Origin of the sequence: Rothia nasimurium (assembly GCF_035916755.1) — a bacterium.
Lineage (GTDB): Bacteria > Actinomycetota > Actinomycetes > Actinomycetales > Micrococcaceae > Rothia.
The window spans coordinates 1-20,671 of record NZ_JAYWIX010000006.1 but is presented as its reverse complement, the minus strand read 5'-3'; the positions used below and the strand labels follow the sequence as shown (position 1 = coordinate 20,671).

The window sequence follows — 20,671 nt, the reverse complement described above, 5'->3', positions numbered from 1 at the left end:
AACTGTCATGGGTTTTAACGACAACCTAGATAACAACTACTCCCAGCGAGGCTCATCGGGCGGCAACGGCCGTTCCGGTGGTGGCGGTAGTGCGAACCCGCTCATGATGATGCTCATGGGCAGCGTGGCACGTAAGTTCGGTATCCCCGGCGTGCTTGTTCTTGGTGCTATCTTCCTTTTTGCCTCGGGCGGCCTTGGTGGCCTGACTGGCGGTAGTTCTAACTCCATGTACGGCACCGAAGCCCAGCAGGACCAGGTTACCGGCGCCGGGAACTTCGACCACTGCCAGACCTATGAGGACGCCAACCGCTACGATGATTGCCGTATTCTGGCGACCGGCGTGAGCCTGGATATGGTGTGGGAAGAGAAGCTCCCTGCGGAGGCGGGTATCTCCTACACCGCACCCGACCTGGTGCTGGGGGAGGGCCAGCTCTCTACCGGCTGCGGTACCGCCAATATCTCGCAGACCGGCCCCTTCTACTGCCCGGCTGACCAGACCGTGTATATGTCGGTTCCCTTCTTTGACCAGCTCAAGGCCATGGGTGGCTCCAACGGCGATTTCGCGGTCATGTATGTGACCGCCCACGAGTTCGCCCACCACATTCAGCAGACCATGGGCACCCTGAAGTACTCCAACTACCAGGACCCGGGTGCTGACTCTGGCGCCGTGCAGGTTGAGGTGCAGGCCGACTGCTATGCCGGTGTCTGGGCTTCCCAGGCTGACAAGGGCGAAAATGCCCTGCTCGACCCTCTGACCGAGAGTCAGATCCAGCAGGCGATCGATACGGCCCGCGCCATCGGTGACGACGCAATTCAGCGTTCTTCGGGTCAAGAGGTTAACCCCGACCTGTGGACTCACGGCTCGTCAGAACAGCGCGTCAGCTGGTTTACGAAGGGCTACACCGAGGGCACCATGGCAGCCTGCGCCCAGCCCTTCAACTCGTAAACGGAGCACCCAACCAGGGCGCGCGACCTGATCCGCGGGCGTCAGCACCCCTCTCTTTACAGTAGGGACCAGATTCCTACCGATGTACCTAACGTCCACACGGTATTTGGTAGGAATCTGGTCCCTTCTTTTAACCCTTGAAACGGGAGCGGGCGCGGACGAACGCACGGGCAGCTAGGCGGGCACCCTTGGCGGTTGCCCCGTCGGCTGCCGCCAGCTCCGCTTCGGTGCTGGGCCGTACCTGAGTTTCGGTTACCACCGGGGTAGGTTCTTCAATGGTGGATGCCGTCACCGGCTCGGGTGCCTCAATCTGGGAAGGCTCGACCGGCGCAGGCTCATCCAGGGCAGAAGGCGCTACCGGCTCGGGTGCCTCAATTGCACTGACTTCTTCGGCGGAAAGTTCTAGCAGGTCAGCGTCATCGTCGGTGGGTGCCGAACCCTCGCTGCCTTGCCCCGACCCGTCGACCGGGCTGCCGGCGTCCTGCCCGCTGCCTAAGATCGCGAGGGTGCTGGCAGGTAGCTGGCCGGGGGTGCTTCCCAGGTTCTGGTCTACCTGGGTAATGAGCTGCTGGGCAAAATCCCGGCGCATCTTCTGACTAGCGAAAACAGCGCCTCCCGCCTTGACTAGCTGTTCGCCGGCCTTGACCAGCAGCAGGGTCTGGGGGTTGCGCAGGCCGACGGCGGCTACGGCTCCCAGAATGTTCATCTGCTGGGTGGCGCCACTACCGCGGGGGGCTTCCTGCATCTGGGTGAGAATATCGTTGACCTCGGCTCCCAAGATAGCGGTTGCTGCCTCGTCGCTGCCTTCAACGTGAAGACCGTGGAGTAGGGCCATGCCGTGCAGGTAGGTTTTGACGGCCTGGGCACTCCCCACATGGGCGGTGGTGTTAATGCCCTTGTTGGCGGCCCGACTGTAGGTGGCCATGCCCTGCTGGATCGCACCCAGGTGGGCGGCTGCTTGGGTGAGCCCGGCGACGCGGCGGTTGCGGGTGACGCTGCCGAGGACGTTGGGGGTCAGTTCTTGCGCCCCTGCCTGGGCTGACCCGACCAGGGTAAAGTCGCGCACGAAGATTCCGCCTAGGCGCTCTGCTAGGTCGGTGGGGGTGGCTTCGGGATAGCGGGCGCGGAGCTTGCGCAGGCGGCGCACGGCCAGGGGAACCTGGTCGGGTGAGCTGTCTGCGGGGCGGGAGTTCTCGGTCATACCTTCTATCTTAAAAGTGAAAACCTCTCGGGGGAGCAGAAAACCCCGCCAGGTATGACGAGGTTTTCTTATGTGACCTGTGCGAGCCAGTCTTTAGCGGGTGGCGTGCTCCAGCAGAGAGGGAGCCAGACCGATGTAGGTTGCCGGGGTGAGCTCGGAAAGCCGGGCTTCGGCGTCCTCGCTCAGACCGAGCTTAGCGACGAACTCCTTGAGGCGGGCTGCATCAACGCGGTGGCCGCGGGTCAGCTCCTTGAGGCGCTCGTAGGGGTCCTCCATACCGGGGACGCCCGCAATTGCTTCGGCGCGCATGACCATCTGGATAGCCTCGGCCAGAACTTCCCAGTTCTCATCCAGGTCTTGGGCGATGACGTCGGTGGCGATGTCCAGGCGCTCTAAGCCCTTGACCACGTTAGAGATAGCCAGCACGGAGTGGCCGAAGGCTACACCGATGTTGCGCTGGGAGGATGAGTCGGTCAGGTCGCGCTGCCAGCGGGATTGCACCAGGGTTGAGCCCAGGGTGTTCAGCAGGGCGTTGGAGATTTCGAGGTTGGCCTCGGCGTTCTCGAAGCGGATGGGGTTGACCTTGTGAGGCATGGTGGATGAACCGGTTGCGCCCGCAACGGGAATCTGGCGGAAGAAGCGGATAGAGATGTAGCTCCATACGTCGGTGCAGAGGTTGTGCAGCACCTGGTTGAAGTGGGCGATGGAGGAGTAGAGCTCAGCCTGCCAGTCGTGGTTTTCAATCTGGGTGGTTAGGGGGTTCCAGGCCAGGCCCAGGCCGGTGACAAATTCTTCGGAGATCTTCTGCCAGTCGGCGGTGGGTACAGAGACCACGTGGGCGGAGTAGGTGCCGGTTGCACCGTTAATCTTGCCCAGGAACTCGGCGTTTTCAACGTGCTTAATCTGGCGGTTTAGGCGGTAGGCGAAGACGGCCATCTCCTTGCCCAGGGTTGAGGGGGTGGCCGGCTGGCCGTGGGTGCGAGAAAGCATGGGCACGTCGCGGGCCTCTTCGGCCAGCTTCATGACCTGCTCAACCAGGCCGCGGGCGGCGGGAAGCCAGACGTTGGTAACGGCGTCCTTGATACCCAGGGCGTAGGAGAGGTTGTTGATGTCTTCACTGGTGCAGCCGAAGTGCACCAGGGGCTTGAGGTGACCCAGGCCCAGGGGCTCAAGACGGCGGGCGATGAAGTATTCTACGGCCTTCACATCGTGCACGGTGACGGCTTCGATTTCTGCAAGTTCTGCGGCGGATTCTTCGGTGAAGTCGGTGACGATGGCGCGCAGACCGGCACGCTGCTCGTCGGTGAGGGGTTCAAGACCGGGCAGTACCCGATGGTCGCAGAGGTAGATGAACCACTCGACCTCAACGTGGATGCGGTCGCGGTTGAGGGCAGCTTCTGAGAGGTAGTCGACCAGGGGTTCGGTGGCGGCCTTGTAGCGTCCGTCGAGGGCGCCGAGGGCAAGACCAGCGCCGGTGAGGGAGTGACGGCCAGAGGGCAGGGTGGTGCAGTTTTCGCGATGAGACATGTCTTTAGTTTCTCACGGTTGGGTGGGGTGGCGCACGTTTTAGTGGGGGTGCGAGATGGGCTTTTACGGGTAAGTGGTGGCTGCCGTCAAGGGGTGTGAACTCGCTGCGTCATCGTGCGTCATTGCTGCACCAATTTTGGGGCGATGTGTGCAGGTGGCCTGGGTGGAGCTTATCCACAGGCGGGCGGCAGCTGGTGCTCCGCGGGGTGCTGCTTTTAGGGTGTGGGCTAAGGAATTGCTCGTGAAAGAAGTGAGGAGGGGAATCGATGCCTTCGGTGTATGAGCTTGTTGCTGCTGCGGGCAGGGTCGGCCTGGGGAGTCAGGGGGCTGCGAGCGCGTCTGCGGGTGCACTGGGTTTGGCTCAGCGAGTGCGGGAGTGGTCTGCTGCGCTGGCGCAGCAGGTTTTGGGGCAGGCGGACGCCGTCGGGCAGGCCTCTGGGCAGGCTTTAGCTGCGGGGCAGGTGCAGTGGGATTCTGTGGCTGGCCGTGCCTTTCAGGGTGCTTTAGAGGCAGAGGGGGGTGCGGCTAGGGTTCTGCAGGGGGAGTTGGAGGCTAGCGCCCAGGAGGTGCGGTTGGCTGGTGAGGCTGTTGCTGCTGAGCTTGAGCTGGTGGCTTCTGCTATCGGCGCTGCCGGGGCTGCTTTTGATGCCGCTTTGGCGGGCATGGCGGTGCTGGACGATATCGACTTCGATGACTTTATCGTGCATGCCGAGCGGGCTAACTTACCTACCCTGCACGGGGCTCTCAGCTCGGCTATGGGTAACCCTCTGCTTGCCCGCGTGAGCGCTACTTTGGCAGGAGAGGGGTGGTAGGCGTGGTTGCAGCATATGTTTCTGGTGCCCCGGGGGCAGGGCCCTCGGGTGGTCGTATCTCGGTGGAGTTCTCTGAGCTAGAGCCTCTAGCCCACCAGCTTGCTGCCGTGGCTGGGCGGTACGAAGAGGCGAGCCGGGAGCTAGGCGGTCTCACTGCGCGTGTGGCCCTTTTAGCCTCCCTCGACCTGACGGGGGCAGGTAGCCGCGCCCTGGCGTCCTTGGGTGCCAGCACCCTAACACTCACCACCCTGGTGGCGGGTATGCGGGGCCTAGCCCGGGGCGTGCAGGGTGCCGCTGAGAACTACCGGCAGGCGGAGAACTTTGCCAACCAGGTTATTAACCAGACAAATCAGGCTCAGACCCTGGGCATGGCGGTGCTGCGTGGCACGCAGTCGGCCTTCGGTTACCGGGTTGACTTGTTCAAACTGGCTGTTAAGCGGGGAGCAGTGCAGGCGGTGACCTACGCTAAGGACGCCTTCCTGCTGGCTCGCACTACTCCCGATGGGCGTAAGATCATGCAGGATACGACTAAGGGACTTAACAAGCTGGTGCAGGTAACGGGTACGACCGGGCGCTTGCGGGCTACCCGAGACATGACGGATGTGCTCAGCCCTAGCCTGCGCGTCGATAACCTAGACCCAGGTAAGAGCATTCCCCGTCTTGAACCCAACGGCACCGGGCAGGATCTCCCCCTGAGCGCCCGCGGAATTGCCGAGCACTTCCAGCGTATGGAGGGTATAGAGAACCGGGGCGATGAGCTCTTTGAAGCCGCCCACTACCAGGGAGCCTGGGATCACGTCATGGTTCAAACCCTCTACAACCCAGAAACCGGCGAAACCCAGTACCTGGTGACCATTCCCGGGACGGACGGCGACGGCGAGCGCGAGGATTTCTTGCAGCCCTGGCGCGGGGGCACAAACACCTGGGCTGGCACAGCCGGTAGTGCTACCTCTGGTTACGGGGCCGATCTCACCCCGGAGCAGTACACGGCTTTGATGACCCAGGTAGAGCGAGCATTAGAGCAGGCAGGGGCGGCTGAGGGCAGCGGGGTGATTTTGGCCGGGTTCAGCCAGGGCGGGCTAGCTGCCGGTGCGCTCGCGGCCAATACGTCCTTCGGTTCCCGCTACCGGGTCAAGGGGCTCATCACCCAGGGTAGTCCGGTGGACGACATCAAGGTACCTGCATCGGTGACCCACGTCGATACCCGGTATAAGGGTGACCCCGTCCCCTACCTTCAGGGCGACCGCCCCGACTATGCGCCTGATACGTCTACCGTGATGCAGCACAGACCTGCTGGCGCCTCGGTTCACGGGGCCGCGGACTATGTGAAGATAGCGGGTGCCAACCCCGGCACGGAGCGGGTAATACCCGAGCTGCAGGGCTTGATGGGCGGCTATAGCGTGGTAAAAACGACAATTACCGCTGGCACGACCCAGAAGCCTGACATCACTCGCACCGAGCAGGAGCAGATGGCTATAGCGGGAGTCGGTAACGCTGTGCACGCTGGGGCTCAGAAAATAGGGTTGGGTAACCGCTTAATCAATAGCGCCAGCATTAACCCCTCTGATCTCTACCAGGACGCCGACTCAGCCCTGCGCACCTTAGATACCGAGGTGATACAGAAGGGGGATCGCTGGCTCGATACTCAGCTGCGCAAGGTAGAAATCGGCGGTGTACAGCTCTATAACCCCACTATCACCTTGCCAGGGGTGGGGGAACAGCCGCCTGTACCCATACTCGATAACAGTATCCGGGTGTATGAACCCACTGCCCAGCAACAGGTGCGCAACCTGACCAACCTAGCTGGGGTGGGTGACCTCATCAGCGACGAAGCAATCGATGAGGGGGTGAGAGTCTTTTTGCCTGCTAGCTCGACTCCGCCCGAGTGAGGTGCCGGGGCTGAGCCAAGCTAGCAGGCGGACGAAGCGGCAAGTGCTTAAGCAGCCGGGTAGAGGGGGTTATGGCCGGACGCTACCCGCTCGTCTTCCCGTACCGGGGCAGGGGCGGTGGCACCGGCGTCCGTATCGAAGGGGGAACCACCTAGCGCCTCACGCCCGTGCGGGGTCAGCCAGCCGGAAAGGTCAGGGCCGGCGGGCACGATGCTGGTGGGGTTGATGTCCTCGTGAACAATGAAATAGTGTTCTTTGATCTGCTGGAAGTCCACGGTATCGCCAAACCCGGGGGTCTGGAAGAGATCACGGGCGTAGCCCCAGAGATTAGGCATGGAGGCCAGGGTCTGGCGGTTGCACTTGAAGTGGCTGTAGTAGACCGCGTCAAAGCGTACCAGGGTGGTAAAGAGGCGCACATCCGCTTCGGTGATGTGGTCCCCCATAAGGTAGCGGCGGTTTGCCAGGCGCTCTTCAACCCAGTCTAGGGCCGTCCAGAGGCGGTCGTAGGCTGCCTCGTAGGTCTCCTGTGAGCCAGCGAAACCGCAGCGGTAGACCCCGTTGTTGATTTCGGTGTAGATACGCTTCATGACCGCGCGCATTTCCTCTTCAAGGTCGGCAGGCCACAGGTCGGGGGCTCCCTCGCGGTGGTAAGCCTTCCACTCTTTCGAGAAGTCCTCGGTAATCTGCGGGAAGTTATTGGTGATAACGCCACCTGATTCAATATCGACGATGGCGGGCACGGTAATGCCGCGGGGGTAGTCGGGGAAGCGGGCAAAGTAGGCCTGCTGCAGGCGCTCAATACCCAGCACCGGGTCTTTGCCGTCTTCATCGAGGTCAAAGGTCCAGGAGCGGGCGTCGTGGGTGGGGCCGGGTAGGCCAACGGAGAGAGCATCTTCGAGACCTAGCAGACGGCGGACGATCAGGGTGCGGTTAGCCCAGGGGCAGGCGCGGGCGGCTACCAGGCGGTAGGCTCCGGGCTTGACCGGCCAGAGCTGGTGGTTGGGGTCAAGCTGGGCAGTAGCGACGGGGTCTGCGACAATGCGGTCTTCAATGTAGGTGGTATCGCGGTTGTATTCTTCCCCAGCATGTACATAGGAGCCGCGGGTTGAGTGTTCGGTCTGTTCGGTGGTGCTCATGCTTCCACCCTCTCACACAATACTTTCAAAGTAAAGTATTTTGTGGGAGTGGAGAAAAGCTTGAACCCCTCTTATTGCGAAGGCAGTATCAGCCCGCGGTACATACGGGCTGTTCGCGCGGTGCCCCAGGCGCCACCGCAATCGATGGGGAGTCTCTCGTCCTTAAAGCCCCGGCGGCCATAAAACTTCCGAGCCCGCTCATTGCCCACGATGTACCAGAGGTAAGCAGGTTCATCAGGGTAGAGAACAGCATCAAAAAGAGCCGCTCCCAGCCCCGTGCCGTGAGTCGAGGCAAAAGTGTAAAGGTGGGTGAGCTCCCGCGTCCCCTCATCAACCGGGGGTAGGCCAATCTCTAGCTCCCAGGCCAGGGGGCCGGGGCGGGACAGGGCAAAACCGACAGGAGCGTCCCAATCAATCTCTCCTCCCACCGCGCAGCTCAGACCACCGGCGGGCGTCCAGGCCGGATTTTCGTAGGCAAAAAAGGCGCGGGCACCGGGCGGTGCGATATTCTCAGCAAACTCTTCCAACCAGCTGTCCCGGCTGGCCGCCTGTCGGGCCCCAAAACCGGGGTCTACCAGCCCGTTATAGGTCTCTGCCAGGCACCGCAGCTGCAGGTCAACATACTTCTCGGCGTCTTCAGCGCCCACCGGCGCCACCACATACCTGCCATCAGCTACAAAACCCACGCGTGTCCGTCCTTTCACCTACTGTCACTGCCCTCTCACTCTAGCAAGCCCCGCAGAGCCCGCCCCACCCACTAGGCTAGAGGGGTGGCAAAACGCAGACGAACCCCCAAAAAACAGGTAGAAACCCCCGAAGCCCTCGTTGAAGGCACCTATCCCATCGACACCGGCATCGCCGAACTCATCGAAGACGACTACACCCCCGGCGGCTGGGTACTCGAAATCAACGGCATGGAATCCTCCCACATCGTGCTGGGCCAGCCCCGCGAACTCGACTTCGAATACATGCGCTGGCTCGTCGCCGTCGTCGAACCCTTCGTCGACGCCCACCTCGACCCGACCAAACTCCGCATCACCCACCTGGGCGGCGGAGCCTGCTCCATGGCCCGCTACCTGGCCGACGTCTACCCGGCCTCCCACAACACCGTCGTCGAACTCGACGGCAAACTCGCCGCCTACGTGCGCGAATGGTTCGACCTGCCCAAAGCCCCCACCATCAAAATCAGGGTGGGCGAAGCCCGGGCAGTCACCGAAGGGTTCGCCCCGGCCTCACGCGACATCATCATCCGCGACGTCTTCGCAGGCTACATCACCCCGGAGCCGCTTACCACCCTCGAATTCACTCAGTTGGCCGAGCGCTCGCTGGCTCCGAACGGGCTCTACATCATCAACTGCGGCGACGACCGCTCCCTGGCCGGGGCCCGGGCCGAAGCGGCCGCTATCGCCCAGGTTTTTGAACACACCTGCATTGTGGCCGACCCGGCCATGCTCAAGGGGCGGCGCAAGGGAAACGTCATTATCGCCGGCTCCCACGCGCCGCTGCCGGTAGCCGGTGACCTGGCCACCGCCGCCATCACTAAGCGCCTGCTAGGCGGCGGGGTACCTGCCCAATACAAGGACGACGCCTGGGTACGCGACTTCGCCCGTTCAGCTACCCCGCGCCGCGACGCCCAATAAGGTAATCGCCCTATTCCTTCTCTCTTCACCCCGAGATAATCCCTAGGGTCATGAGAAAAGGAATAGGGCGAAAAGTCTGCCGGGTCTAGCTGACCTCACCGTCCACGTAAAACCACACCCCGCCGTCCTTGGTGAAGCGGGAGATCTCGGTCTGTACCCCGCGTACCCGCTCGCCCTCCGGCGTCCCCGGCACTGACCTGTAGTAGGCGGCGAACTCTACGCCGCCGGCACTGTCAAAGGGGCCACCTGCCGTGCTGAGAATATCGAGGCGGTACCAGCGCAGGCTGTCGTCGAGGGGTAAGGACGCCGGCCGCGTGCTCGGGTGCCAGGTGGCCAGTAGGTAGTCGGGCAGGCCCGCCGCAAAGGCGCTGAAGCGGGAGCGCATCAGCGCCTCGGGGGTGGGGGCTGTTAGTTTGCCGGTCTGGGCAAAACGGGAGTGGTAACGGCCGCAGCAGGCGCCGTAGGTTTCGCCGGTGCCGCAGGGGCAGCGGGTATCGGGTTCAAGCATGCCTCCATTAAAACAGGTGAGCGGGGGAACCCGCCTGCCCTCAGCGAACCAGCCTTGCATCAAGGGCCTACCGCCGCCCGTCCGCGCTGCTTACAGAAATACCCCAGTTTTAGTGCGACTACCCCAGGTAAAAACCGGGGTAACTGCACCACAACTGGGGTACTTAGGAAAGGGGAGAGGGCTAGGTGTGCAGCCACCCCTCAATCACTCCCATGCCGAAGAAGACCAGGAAGGCGGCTGAAACGATGTACATAATCGGGTGTACTTCCTTGCCGCGACCCTGTACCAGGCGGATAAAGGTGAAGGCGACGAAGCCGGCACCGATACCGTCCGCGATGGAGTAGGTGAAGGGCATCATGATGATGGTGAGGAAGGCGGGAATGCCCAGGCCCCAGTCGGTCCAGTCGATGTGAACAGCCTGGCGGACCATCAGGAAGCCCACGACCACCAGGGCGGGGGCTACAGCCTCGAAGGGCACGATGGATACCAGCGGGGAGATGAAGACAGCCAGCAGGAAGAGGGCACCGGTGACGATGTTGGCGAAGCCGGTGCGGGCACCTTCACCGATACCAGTGGCGGATTCCACGAAAATCTGGTGGGCTGAGGACGATGAGCCACCACCGAGTACGGAACCGGCAGCATCAATCAGTAGCACCTTATCGATGTTCTCAATCTTGCCGTCTTCGTCGATGGTGCCAGCCTCGGAGGCCAGACCCACGGAGGTGCCCATAACATCGAAGAAGACAGCCAGCAGGATAGCGAACATGAGCATGGTTGCGCCCAGGGCGCCCAGGGATGAACCGGAGAAAGCACCGACCATATCAACGGAGCCCAGCAGGGAGAGGTCGGGGTGGCCGATCCACTGGGTGGGGATGCCGGGGATCATGAGGGACCAGCCGGTGGCTGAGTCCATGGAGGAGCCGGAGGGCCAGACCTTCTCTAGCACGATTGCCAGGATGGTTGAGGCGACCACACCAATCAGAATCGCGCCGCGCACGTTGCGGATGAAGAGGGCGATGGTGAGGAAGAGTCCGAAGAGGAAGACGAAGATAGGCCAACCCTGCAGGTGGCCACCCGCGCCGAAGGAGACGGGCACGGTGGTGCCGGCAGCATCGGGCATACGGCGGACGATACCCGCGTTGACCAGGCCAATCAGGGAGATGAACAGGCCGATACCGACCACGATGGCGGTCTTGAGCGATTCGGGGACGGCGTCGAAGACGGCGCGGCGGAAGCCGGTGAGCACCAGGATGGCCATGACGATACCGGCCCAGACGACCAGGCCCATAATCTGGGGCCAGGTTAGGTTGGGGGTGGTTGCGATGGTGGAGGCCAGCAGGGCGTTGACGCCCAGACCTGCCGCCATGGCGAAGGGCTGCTTGGCCCAGAGGCCCATGATGATGGTCAGGACGCCCGCCACCAGTGCGGTTGCTGCAGCAACGCGCTCGACGCCGAGGGCATTGCCTGCGCCGTCGAGGCCGAGGCCCAGGATGAGGGGGTTGAGCACCACGATGTAGGCCATGGCGAAGAAGGTCGCTAGGCCACCGCGGACTTCGGTGGAGAGGGTGGAGCCGCGTTCGGTGATTTTGAAGTAGCGGTCGATGGCGCTGGTGGGCGCTGAAGGTGCGGGTTTGTGAGCCGCGGTGTTCTCAGAAGACATTCGTGAAAATCCGTAGATACTCGTGTGGGTTTGTGTGGCCCAGAAATGAAAGTATGCCGTCCTTTGGTGCGGACGCTGATGTACCTACCTAGTTTACGCTATGTTTGCGGGGCGGACGGAGGGGTAGAGCATGTGGGCTTCAGCCTGTTTTGCGGTGACGATGGGGGTGAAGTCGGCGGGGGCAGGCAGGTCCTTCAGCTGGTAGGGGGTCTGGTCTGCGGCGGTGTTGGCTGTGAGGATGGGCCATTTGCTACCTAGGTCACTGATGGAGCTGTGTTTGACGTCGTAGTAGCCCTTTTTACCGCTAAGAGCGATCCCGCGGGCCCCGTGGGCTGAGGCCATGACGTGGTGGTGGAAGCGGGAGGTGATCCATACCTGGTGGGGTGCGAAGGTGAAGCCTGCCCGCCAGAAGTGGGCGAAGGGGATGAAGCCGTCGTCGGCTATGAGGTCAGCTAGGGCTTGGTAGCCGGGGCGGTCGTCACCGGGGATGGCTTCTAGGTAGTAGGTGCGGTGGCGGGGGATACCGAGGGCGAGGATCTGTTGGCGGGTGAGGTTGATGAGGTGTTGGTGGGCTCCTGGGTCTAGGGTGTCGCTTTGGAGGCAGATGTAGAGGTCAGTTTCTTGGGGGATGAGCTGGGGGAGGGGTTGGGAGAGGTGGTGTGCTGGTGGCAGGAGGTAGGCGTCGTCGAGGCCAACTTCTTGGTTGAGGGCGTGGGCGCTGGGGGTGTCGCGGACGCTGACGTGGTCGAAGTCTGCGAAGTGTTCGCCGGCGAAGGGCATGAGTCCTTGGCCGGTGGCGTAGAGTTTGGCGCCGGAGATGTCACGGGCTGCCCGCATGGCCTGGACGATGTGGAGGTGGTCGGCCCAGAAGTGGTTGATGTAGCCGCCTCCGAGGAGGTGGATGCTACCTGCTGAGCGTAGGTCTAGTAGGCCCAGGTCGTATCTGGGGGACCCGAGGTCTTTGACCTTATCTGCCGGGGTTCGGGGGTCGCCGTTCAGGTGTTCGTGGAGGGCCCGGAAGATGGTGTTGGTGATGTGCAGGCGGGGGTGGAGACCGGCAAAGAGAGAGGAGGCTAGGCCGGGTTCGCGCACATCGAGCCAGATGTCGGTGGTGGGGTGGGTGACTGCTAGGTGTTGGAGCCAGCGCAGGGTGATGAGTTCGTCGCCGTAGTTGGGCCAGGAGGCCATGGAAATCAGGTAGATAGGACGGCCGGGTTCTGCCCCCTGCCCCTGGCTGGTGTCTTCGGGGGCGGTCTGGGAGGTTGAGCTTCTGAGACGGAGGAACTTGGTGAGCATGGGGTAACTCCTGTGGGGTGCAGGTGGTAGGGTGTGGGCTTTATGGAAGATATTAGTAGCTTTTGTGCCTGGCCCCTGTGATTCTTGCCTGAAGGTGGGCTTGTGGCTGGCGGTTTCCTTCCCTAGTATTTTAGGTAGACCTAACTTCTTGTGAGAGGCTAACTGTGGAATCCACTGCCTACCCCCCTATTGAGACTATGGCCGCCCGCTCGTGCGCCGTCGTCCTCACCGACCGCCCCGCCCGCTATGCCAAGCAGCTTGCTAGCCACTTCGGGCACAAGATCACGGTTGAAGAAGTTGCGGGCGGCCACCGCCTGACCTTCAACCGTGATGGCAACTTCGGTGGCTACGGCGATGTGTTGGTGCAAGAAGTGGACGGCACCGACCGTCTTGTTTTGCTGGCCTACGCTGCAACCCCCGAGGGGCGCGAGCGCCTTGAGGGTGTGCTGGGCCGCCACCTGGAGCGTTTTGGTGAGAAGGACGGTCTTGCCGTCACTTTCGTAGCCCTCTAGGCTCTTGCGGTGCGCGGGTGTATGTTTGAAACTGAAATTTTTTGTACCCGCTGCACCGTTGGAGCGTTATGAGTCAGAGAGACCCCCGCGATCTTGAGGTTGCCCGCGATTTTCTTGCCGAGTTGGCCACCCGCCTGAATCTTGACCCTGCCCTGATGGAGCAGACCATGCCTCACCTTTTGGGCATGACCAAGCACGTGGCGCACGGGGTAGTGCGCCCGGCGGCCCCCCTGGCAGCCTTCCTGGTGGGCTACGCAGCCGCGCAGGCAGAAAATCAGGCGGACGCAGGTCAGACGGGGGAGCGCGTCCGCTCGGCTTTGGCTCAGGTGGAGACCCTGATTGACGAGTATAAAGAGCGGGCCGATGGGCAGGCTTAACCGCACCGCCCCGGCTACCCGGTATGTGCTCAAAGACGACGGCACCTTTTCGGTAGACCGCCGGGCTGATGCCCTCACCGCCGAAGAGCCCCTCGAAATCAGACTGGATGGCCAGACCGTCACCACCACGATGCGTACCCCGGGTCACGATATTGAGTTGGCCCACGGCTTCCTGCATGCCGAGGGGCTGATTAGGCGCGCTGCTGAGATTAGCACCGCCCGCTACTGCGCGGGGGCTACCGGGCCGGACGGCGCCAACACCTACAACGTGCTTGACTTGAGTCGCGCAGTCCCCGAGACCGCGCATCCCAGCCCGCCGGGCGGCGTCCTACCCCTCTTTGAGAAGGCCACGCCCCTGCGCCTGACCGTGACCAACTCGGCCTGCGGGGTCTGCGGGTCTGCCTCAATTGACTCCATTATGGGCAAGGCCACCCGCCCCATACCGCCCACCGCCCTTACCCCCGAGCGGGTGCTGGAACTACCCTCTCGCCTGCGCGACCACCAGGTGATTTTCAAGAAAACCGGTGGTATTCACGCTGCCGCCGTCTTTGAGCCGGGCGGCGAACTGTTGGTTGCCCGCGAAGACATCGGCCGCCACAACGCCGTGGACAAGGTGGTGGGCCACCTGCTCATGAACGACGGGCTGGAGCCCCCAGCCCCCGGCCTACCGGGGCGGACGCTGGTGGTCAGCTCGCGGGCGTCCTTTGAGCTGGTGCAAAAAGCGGTGCTGGCCGGTTTCTCGGCGCTCGTGGCGGTTTCTGCCCCGTCCTCGCTCGCTGTGGACCTTGCTAAAGAATCGGGCCTCACCCTGGTAGCTTTTGCTCGAGAACGCCGTTTTAATCTGTATTCCGGCCAGTTAGCTGAGTAACCTGGCACACAGCGCGCTACACTGGGGTGTATGAGCACGGTAAGCAAGCACGAAGACGTCCCTGTTGTCAGCCGCGTGAGCGAAGAAGCCACGGCCTTTGATAATCCCAAGATTGGCCACCGCACCAAGGTCGCAGCGGGCCCCGGTGGTGTGCTGCACGCTATGGCCCACGCGATTCCGGCGCGCGGTCTGCTCCCCCTGATTAATATGAACCAGCACGGCGGTGTCGACTGCCCCGGCTGCGCCTGGCCCGAACCCCACCAGAAAGACATGAACGTGGTGGAGTTCTGCGAAAACGGCGCCAAGGCGATCGCTGAGGAGACCACCCCCGAACGCGCGGGCGTCGATTTCTGGGCGCAGTACTCTGTGACTGAGCTGCGCGACAAGACTGATTTCTGGCTGGGCAAGCAGGGCCGCATCACCCAGCCCCTACTCTACGACCGCTCTAGCGGCGATGACCACTACCGTCCCGTTACCTGGGAGCGTGCCTTTGAACTGATTGCCGAGCAGCTCAAGAAAACCGACCCCACAAAGGCCGTTTTCTACACCTCGGGCCGCGCCTCCAACGAGGCAGCCTACGCCTTCCAGCTCCTAGCCCGCCGCCTGGGCTCTAACAACCTGCCCGACTGCGGCAACCTCTGCCACGAGTCCACCGGCGTCGCCCTCAAAGAGGTCGCTGGCCTGGGCAAGGGCTCAATCACCATGAGCGATCTCGAAACCACCGACCTGCTCATCTCGGTGGGGCAGAACCCCGGCACCAACCACCCGCGTTCGCTGACCAGCTTCAAGAAGATGAAGGAAAACGGCGGCAAGATGGTGGTGCTCAACCCCATGCCCGAAACCGGCCTGATGGCCTTCCGCGAACCCCAGTCGCCGGTGGGCATGATTGTGCCCGAGAAGCTGGCAGACGAGTATCTGCAGGTGCGTCTGGATGGCGACCGAGCCTTCTTCCAGCAGCTCAACAAAGAGCTGATTCGGCGCGATGCCATCGACCACGTTTTCATTGAGAAATTTACGGACGGCTTCGAGCAGCTGCGTGAGCACCTTTTGGGTCTGGACGACGCTGAGCTGGAACGCGGCTCTGGCATTTCGGCTGCCCAGGTGGCGCGGGTTGCCGACCTGGTTGAGGCCTCTGAAAATGCTATTGTCTCCTGGACTCTGGGCGTCACCCAGCACCGCGAGTCGGTGGCTACCCTGCGGGAGATGATGAACTTCCTCTTCCTCACCGGCAATATGGGTAAGCCCGGGGCTGGTTCTGCGCCTTTCCGCGGCCACTCCAACGTGCAGGGCAACCGCACCGTGGGTATCTGGGAGAAGATGCCTGAGCCCTTCCTTGCGGCTCTTGAAGACTACTTTGGCTTCCCCGTCCCCCGGGAGCACGGTCTGGACACCGTGGATGCCCTGCGCCAGATGCGCGACGGTGAGAACCAGTTCTTCATGTCTCTGGGCGGTAACCTGGTGCGCGTTGCCTCAGATACCACCGCCTGCGAGAAGGCCATGAGCCAGCAGGAGATGACCGTCCACCTGTCCACCAAGCCCAATGGCTCGCACGCCTACCCCGGCGAGAAGGCACTGATTCTGCCCGTCCTGGCCCGTACCGACCGCGATGTGCAGGCGTCCGGCCCGCAGAAGATTACCGTGGAGAACTCTTTCGGTATCGTCTCTGCTTCTATTGGCAAGCGTACCGCTAACGACGACCTCGATCTCAAGTCCGAGGTAGAGATTATCTGCTCGGTAGGCCGTGAAACTTTCGGCGATGATTTCTGGCAGCCCATGATTGACGACTATGGCGTGATTCGTGCGGCTATTGAGGGTACTATCCCCGGGTTTGAGCGCTACAACGAGCGTATCGAGAAGCCCGGTGGTTTCTACCTGCCGAACGGTCCGCGTGAGCGCGTCTTCAACACTGAAACCGGCAAGGCCCGGCTGACGGTCAATGAGACCAACGTGCTGGATGTTCCCGAGGGGCACCTGCTGCTGTCGACGGTGCGTTCGCATGACCAGTTCAATTCCACGATTTACGGGCTGGACGACCGCTACCGCGGCGTGCGCGGTGGCCGCCGCGTGGTCTTTATGCACCGGGACGACATTGCCGCCCTGGGTCTTGAGGACGGCTCCCTGGTGGATATTGTGTCGGTCTGGGAGGACGGCGAGCGTCGGGCTCCTAATTTCCGTGTGGTGGAGTACGACCACGCCCGCGGCTGCTGCACCGTCTACCTGCCCGAGGGCAATGTGCTGGTTCCGCTGGATTCGGCGGCGAAGCGCTCGAACACTCCGGTGTATAAGTCGGTGCTAGTGCGCCTGGAATCGCTGGGGCGTAAGGCTTAACCGGCGGTAGCGGGCGGACGGCCGGGCCCCAGCCCGCCCAAGGTAATCGAAAGCTTCATCAGCGCGTTCTAAGAACATGCTGATGAAGCTTTTGATTACATTAGATACTAGAAGGATGAACCGGCTAAAAACTCAAATACATCTAGCCACTCAATATCACCTGTTGAAGGGGCGAATCTATCACCTGTGAGTAGGAGGCAACGCGCTCCGGGAGATAGTCGCTGAAAAGGGGCTAATTCTCGTGCTAGGGTTTGCTCAGATTCTGTTGTTAGGGCTACCTGAATATAGGTTGTGTGCCCTTCCTTCTTGGCTAGAAAGTCTATTTCACCTCCGGGGACCTGCCCGGTGGTGACTTCAAAACCCCGGCGGAGAAGTTCTAGGTACACCATATTTTCGAGGTCTCGACCCCTGTTGTAATCCCGTGACCCTAGCAAAGAATTGCGTAGACCGGGGTCTACGAAGTACATCTTTCCATTGGTCTTTAGCCACTGTTTCCCTTGGGTGTCGTACCGGCGGCAGCGGTAAAGTAAGTGCGCGTCGACCATTAACTGTAGGTATCGATCTACGAGCTCAGATGAAACATTCCTGCCGTGTGACTTGAGTTGTTTCACGATGGAGAGGGTTGAAAGTTCAGAGCCTGCGTTATCAAAAACGAATCGGGCTACTCGCAGAAAGGCTTCGGTATCGCGTATCTGCCCGCGTAACGCTATGTCCCTGGTAAAGATTGAGTCAAAGAGACCGGTGTTGAGCTGTCGTACTACTTCTTCGTTGGTTGTTACAGCTGCTGCTGGGAAGGTACCCCATTTAATCCATTGTTGGTAGGCCTGAACTGCTCCTGTGAAGTGTATCCCTGCGTGTTCTCGGAAACGAGTAAATTCGGTCAATGACAGGGGAAGCATGGGTATCTCGATATAGCGCCCTGCTAAATAGGTGATGGACTCAGAAATGAACATTGACGCGTTGGATCCGGTAACACAGATTTCAAGATTCTCGCGGCTACGCAGTGAGTTTACGACGCGGGCCCAGTCATTTAGTTCCTGAACTTCGTCGATGTGTAGAAACCGTACTTCGTGGTTTTCTATCGTTTCGAGAACATGTGCGTGGAAGATCTGCGGGTCTCGCAGGTTGTCGTTGCTCATGTCTTCAAAATTGATAGATAGTATCTGGTGAGGGGCAACCCCGTGGCTTATGAGGTGTTCTCGATACATTCGAAGTAGGGCTGATTTGCCGCAGCGTCGTACGCCGGTAATGACCCGTACAAGAGCGGGGTCCGTGATGCTGGTTAACAGGTCAAGGTAGCGGTCGCGAGCAAGAAGCTGAGTCATAATTTCGAATATACCTGAAATTAAGTGAAATCTTCCCTGTAATTTCAGGTATACCTGAAATTACAGGGCAGATGAAGGTTTAGTCCAGCACCGGGAAGTTGTGGTGCCCTGCGTGTACCAGGAGCTGGGTGCGGGTGGTGACGCCCATCTTTTTGTAGACCTGTGAGAGCGTGTTTTTGACGTTTGAGAGTGAGTAGTTCAGCTCCTGTGCGATTTCCTGATTAGTGTGCCCCAGGCAGACGAGCTTGGTGATGGCCTGCTCTGTCGCGTTGAGCTCGCTCCAGGGGTCGCCCTGGGGTGGTTGGGTGAGGTTCATGGAGATAACCAGGCTGGCGAGGGCCCGCCGGTCGATGATGGCCCGCCCCTCAACCGCAGCTGTGACCGCTTGTTTGATTTCCTTGGCGCGGGAGTTTTTGAGGAGGTAGCCGTGGACGCCTGCGGCGAGGGCTTGGCTGACGTAGCTGTAGCTATCGAAGGTGGTGACGGCGATGATTTTGGTGTCTGGGTGGGTTGCCAGGATGCGCTGGGTGGCTTCTATGCCGTCCATGACGGGCATGTTGAGGTCCATGAGGAAGACCTCAGGGCGTAGGGTGTTGGCAATAGTGATGGCTTCTTGCCCGTTGCGTCCTGTGGCGATGAGGTTGAGGTCGGGGTCGTTTTTGATGTAGAGGCCCAGGAGTTCGTTGAAGTCGGGGTCGTCTTCGATGAGGGCTACGGTGGGTTGGTGCATGGTGGGTGCTTTCTAGGCGGTGGCGAGGGGCAGGTGGATGGTGAGGTTCCAGGTTGTGTCTGTTACTCCGTAGTGCATGGTTCCGCCGAGGGCGCGGATGCGCTCACCTATGCCGACAAGCCCGTAGCCGGTGCCCCGGGTGCGCTTTTTGGGGGTGCTGGGAGCAGCGGGGTTGGAGGTGGTGACGGTGACGCCGGTGAGGTTGGGTTTGGCGGTGACGGTGATGGTGCAGCCTGGTTGGGCGTATTTTTTGGCGTTGTGGCAGATTTCTTGGATGAGTTTGTGGAAGGTGGGGCGTACTCCGTCGGGTAGGTCGGCTTCGGTGATGGTGATGTTTTCGTGCAGGGTGAAGCCGTGGTCGGTGAGATCTTTGCGGGCTTGGGCTAGGGTTTGGCTGAGGTCGATGATGGGGGCGGACGTCTGGGGTAGGGCTGTGGGGTCGGTGTCGCCTCGGGTGGTGCGAATGAGCAGGCGCATGTCTGTGAGGGCTTTGTGGGTGTGTTCTTCGATAGTGTGCAGGGCGGCGTCTTTACCGCTGGGGGTGATCGCGTCGAGCCCTTGGCCGGTGGTGAGGCCGATGACGCTGATGTGCCGGGCTACGGTGTCGTGGAGTTCGCGGGCTAGGGCGCGGTTGGATTCAGCTACCTGTTCTTTGTAGTCGGCATATTCCTGAGCCAGGGTCTTTTTCTGTTCCCAGGAGATTCGTAGTGCTAGGGGGGTGCCTATGAAGAGGAAAAGGCTGATGCTGAGTGTTAACAGGTTAAAGGGCCGCAGCAGGGTGTAAGCTGTGATGATTTCTCCAGCTATGTGTGAGATGGCGAGGAGAAAAATACCTGGTAGGGGGCCGGTAAGAACGAACAAAAAGGTGCAGGCAAGAATGAAGAAGGCCAGCAGAGCGGACTCCTGGTCGTAGTAGGCCGAGCTGAGAAGCATGAGCGCGCACAGGGCATATACAGAGTACCGGTAGGCGGTGTAGTAGAGCGCCGCCCAGAGGGTGATGAGCGCGAAGAAGACGATATGCAGGGATAGGTAGCTGTCGGGATGGCTGACGGCTTGGAAGAAGCCTGTAGCGCCGATTGCTAGAGAAAGGATGAGTGTGGTGAGCCGGACTGCGCGGGAAGGACGTGCGGTCGGCAGGGACCGTAGGGTGTGTAGTAGCTGGGTCACTGGTGTGCTTGCTTGCAGAAGGGTGGTATGTGCTGGAGGATTTTGCAGAACCGCATAGGAGTAGGGGTTGCCTCCTGAGCATATATTTCTGTTTGGGCGTAGCTTGGTGCTACTGATGCGAAGAGAAGGTTGGTTGCGATGAGGACTGTGACAAGGGATTTCAAGGGTCTTCACTTTCTCAGATGGGTACAAATCTTCATCTTTGATAACCCCTATATGTGAGCTATGTCAAGGGTCTGGGTGAAAGTCAGTACTAAGGTACTGACCTTGCCTCCAGAGGCTGTTTTTCCTTGCCGGGGGCGCCCTTCGACCCCTACCATCAAAATGTGACATGAAACCTGTGGATAAACGCCGATGGGTTTCGGTTATTCGTTGAGGCTTATTCAAAAGTCCCACCCCCAGCCAAAAACACCAACCCCCGCACCACCGCAAACACCCGCCCATACAACCCCAACGGCCGCCTAAACCCCGTATGAAGAATCCGCCAAGTCTTGATGTGAGCGATAACCCGCTCCACCACCGACCGCAGCCGATTCAGCACCCGATTATTCCGCTTCTGCTCCCGGCTCAGCCGTTGGCCCGGCTTACGCCTGGCCGGGGTAGCCAACCCCAGACCCACATAGCCCTTATCAGCCAGAGTCGAGGAATCCAGCAGCTGATCTAGCCCGTGAACCTTGAAGGCATATGCATCATGCCTGGCCCCGGGCACCGGGTCTGTGATAGCCAGCAACTTTCCATCCAAGGTGCAA

At 61.0% G+C, this 20,671-nt stretch carries 19 protein-coding genes; 8 read left to right on the top strand and 11 right to left on the bottom strand.

What is annotated here, in order from left to right:
- The first annotated feature begins 7 nt into the window (after positions 1-7).
- Positions 8-946 carry a neutral zinc metallopeptidase gene (locus VSX42_RS07440; RefSeq protein ID WP_326503686.1) on the top strand — a complete coding sequence of 313 codons (939 nt, stop codon included), beginning with the start codon at positions 8-10 and terminating at the stop codon, positions 944-946.
- A 130-nt stretch (positions 947-1,076) separates the two neighbouring features.
- On the opposite strand, the gene VSX42_RS07435 is transcribed toward VSX42_RS07440, so the two are convergent.
- Positions 1,077-2,147: a hypothetical protein gene (locus VSX42_RS07435; RefSeq protein ID WP_326503685.1), complete on the bottom strand. Its 1,071-nt coding sequence runs from the start codon at positions 2,145-2,147 to the stop codon at positions 1,077-1,079.
- Between the two features lie 93 nt (positions 2,148-2,240).
- Complete coding sequence (gene purB, locus VSX42_RS07430; RefSeq protein ID WP_326503684.1) at positions 2,241-3,674, bottom strand: adenylosuccinate lyase; 1,434 nt, start codon at positions 3,672-3,674, stop codon at positions 2,241-2,243.
- A 266-nt stretch (positions 3,675-3,940) separates the two neighbouring features.
- Here purB and VSX42_RS07425 point away from each other — a divergent pair, with 266 nt between their 5' ends.
- Both VSX42_RS07425 and VSX42_RS07420 read left to right on the top strand, forming a co-directional pair.
- Entirely contained in the window at positions 3,941-4,486 is a 546-nt protein-coding gene (locus VSX42_RS07425) for a hypothetical protein (RefSeq protein ID WP_326503683.1), read from the top strand.
- Positions 4,487-4,488: 2 nt separating this feature from the next.
- The gene (locus VSX42_RS07420; protein ID WP_326503682.1) at positions 4,489-6,375 is read left to right on the top strand and encodes a hypothetical protein; all 1,887 of its coding nucleotides are present in this window, start codon (positions 4,489-4,491) and stop codon (positions 6,373-6,375) included.
- A 47-nt stretch (positions 6,376-6,422) separates the two neighbouring features.
- Here VSX42_RS07420 and VSX42_RS07415 read toward each other — a convergent pair whose 3' ends face one another.
- Positions 6,423-7,511: a glutathione S-transferase family protein gene (locus VSX42_RS07415; RefSeq protein WP_326503681.1), complete on the bottom strand. Its 1,089-nt coding sequence runs from the start codon at positions 7,509-7,511 to the stop codon at positions 6,423-6,425.
- Between the two features lie 71 nt (positions 7,512-7,582).
- Entirely contained in the window at positions 7,583-8,197 is a 615-nt protein-coding gene (locus VSX42_RS07410; RefSeq protein WP_326503680.1) for a GNAT family N-acetyltransferase, read from the bottom strand.
- Positions 8,198-8,281: 84 nt separating this feature from the next.
- Here VSX42_RS07410 and VSX42_RS07405 point away from each other — a divergent pair, with 84 nt between their 5' ends.
- On the top strand, positions 8,282-9,151 hold the full coding sequence (locus tag VSX42_RS07405) for a fused MFS/spermidine synthase (protein ID WP_326503679.1): 870 nt from the start codon (positions 8,282-8,284) through the stop codon (positions 9,149-9,151).
- Positions 9,152-9,236: 85 nt separating this feature from the next.
- Here the strand turns inward: VSX42_RS07405 and VSX42_RS07400 are convergent, their stop codons facing one another.
- From VSX42_RS07400 to VSX42_RS07390, 3 genes are all read right to left on the bottom strand, one after another.
- A complete protein-coding gene (locus VSX42_RS07400) occupies positions 9,237-9,659 on the bottom strand; it encodes a YchJ family protein (RefSeq protein WP_326503678.1) in 423 nt (140 codons plus the stop codon).
- A gap of 181 nt (positions 9,660-9,840) precedes the next feature.
- Complete coding sequence (locus VSX42_RS07395) at positions 9,841-11,319, bottom strand: NCS2 family permease (RefSeq protein ID WP_326503677.1); 1,479 nt, start codon at positions 11,317-11,319, stop codon at positions 9,841-9,843.
- Between the two features lie 93 nt (positions 11,320-11,412).
- Entirely contained in the window at positions 11,413-12,615 is a 1,203-nt protein-coding gene (locus VSX42_RS07390) for a polysaccharide pyruvyl transferase family protein (RefSeq protein WP_326503676.1), read from the bottom strand.
- A 164-nt stretch (positions 12,616-12,779) separates the two neighbouring features.
- On the opposite strand from VSX42_RS07390, the gene VSX42_RS07385 reads away from it, so the two are divergent.
- The 4 genes from VSX42_RS07385 to VSX42_RS07370 all read left to right on the top strand — a co-directional run bounded on the left by VSX42_RS07385 (position 12,780) and on the right by VSX42_RS07370 (position 16,700).
- Entirely contained in the window at positions 12,780-13,127 is a 348-nt protein-coding gene (locus tag VSX42_RS07385) for a DUF2218 domain-containing protein (protein WP_326503675.1), read from the top strand.
- Between the two features lie 68 nt (positions 13,128-13,195).
- Positions 13,196-13,504 (top strand): DUF6457 domain-containing protein, encoded by a 309-nt coding sequence (locus VSX42_RS07380; protein WP_326503674.1) that lies wholly within the window; start codon positions 13,196-13,198, stop codon positions 13,502-13,504.
- The gene (fdhD, locus tag VSX42_RS07375) at positions 13,491-14,372 is read left to right on the top strand and encodes a formate dehydrogenase accessory sulfurtransferase FdhD (RefSeq protein WP_326503673.1); all 882 of its coding nucleotides are present in this window, start codon (positions 13,491-13,493) and stop codon (positions 14,370-14,372) included. The genes VSX42_RS07380 and fdhD overlap by 14 nt, the downstream gene beginning before the upstream one ends.
- A gap of 30 nt (positions 14,373-14,402) precedes the next feature.
- Entirely contained in the window at positions 14,403-16,700 is a 2,298-nt protein-coding gene (locus VSX42_RS07370) for an FdhF/YdeP family oxidoreductase (protein ID WP_326503672.1), read from the top strand.
- A gap of 107 nt (positions 16,701-16,807) precedes the next feature.
- On the opposite strand, the gene VSX42_RS07365 is transcribed toward VSX42_RS07370, so the two are convergent.
- The 4 genes from VSX42_RS07365 to VSX42_RS07350 form a co-directional block, all read right to left on the bottom strand.
- Positions 16,808-18,025, bottom strand: coding sequence for an ATP-binding protein (locus VSX42_RS07365; RefSeq protein WP_326503671.1), 1,218 nt, complete (start codon positions 18,023-18,025; stop codon positions 16,808-16,810).
- 79 nt (positions 18,026-18,104) lie between these two features.
- Positions 18,105-18,755 (bottom strand): response regulator transcription factor, encoded by a 651-nt coding sequence (locus VSX42_RS07360; protein WP_326503670.1) that lies wholly within the window; start codon positions 18,753-18,755, stop codon positions 18,105-18,107.
- Between the two features lie 12 nt (positions 18,756-18,767).
- Positions 18,768-19,922: a sensor histidine kinase gene (locus tag VSX42_RS07355; RefSeq protein ID WP_326503669.1), complete on the bottom strand. Its 1,155-nt coding sequence runs from the start codon at positions 19,920-19,922 to the stop codon at positions 18,768-18,770.
- A gap of 379 nt (positions 19,923-20,301) precedes the next feature.
- The coding region (locus tag VSX42_RS07350; protein ID WP_326503668.1) for a transposase family protein at positions 20,302-20,671 on the bottom strand (370 nt) is incomplete at its 5' end.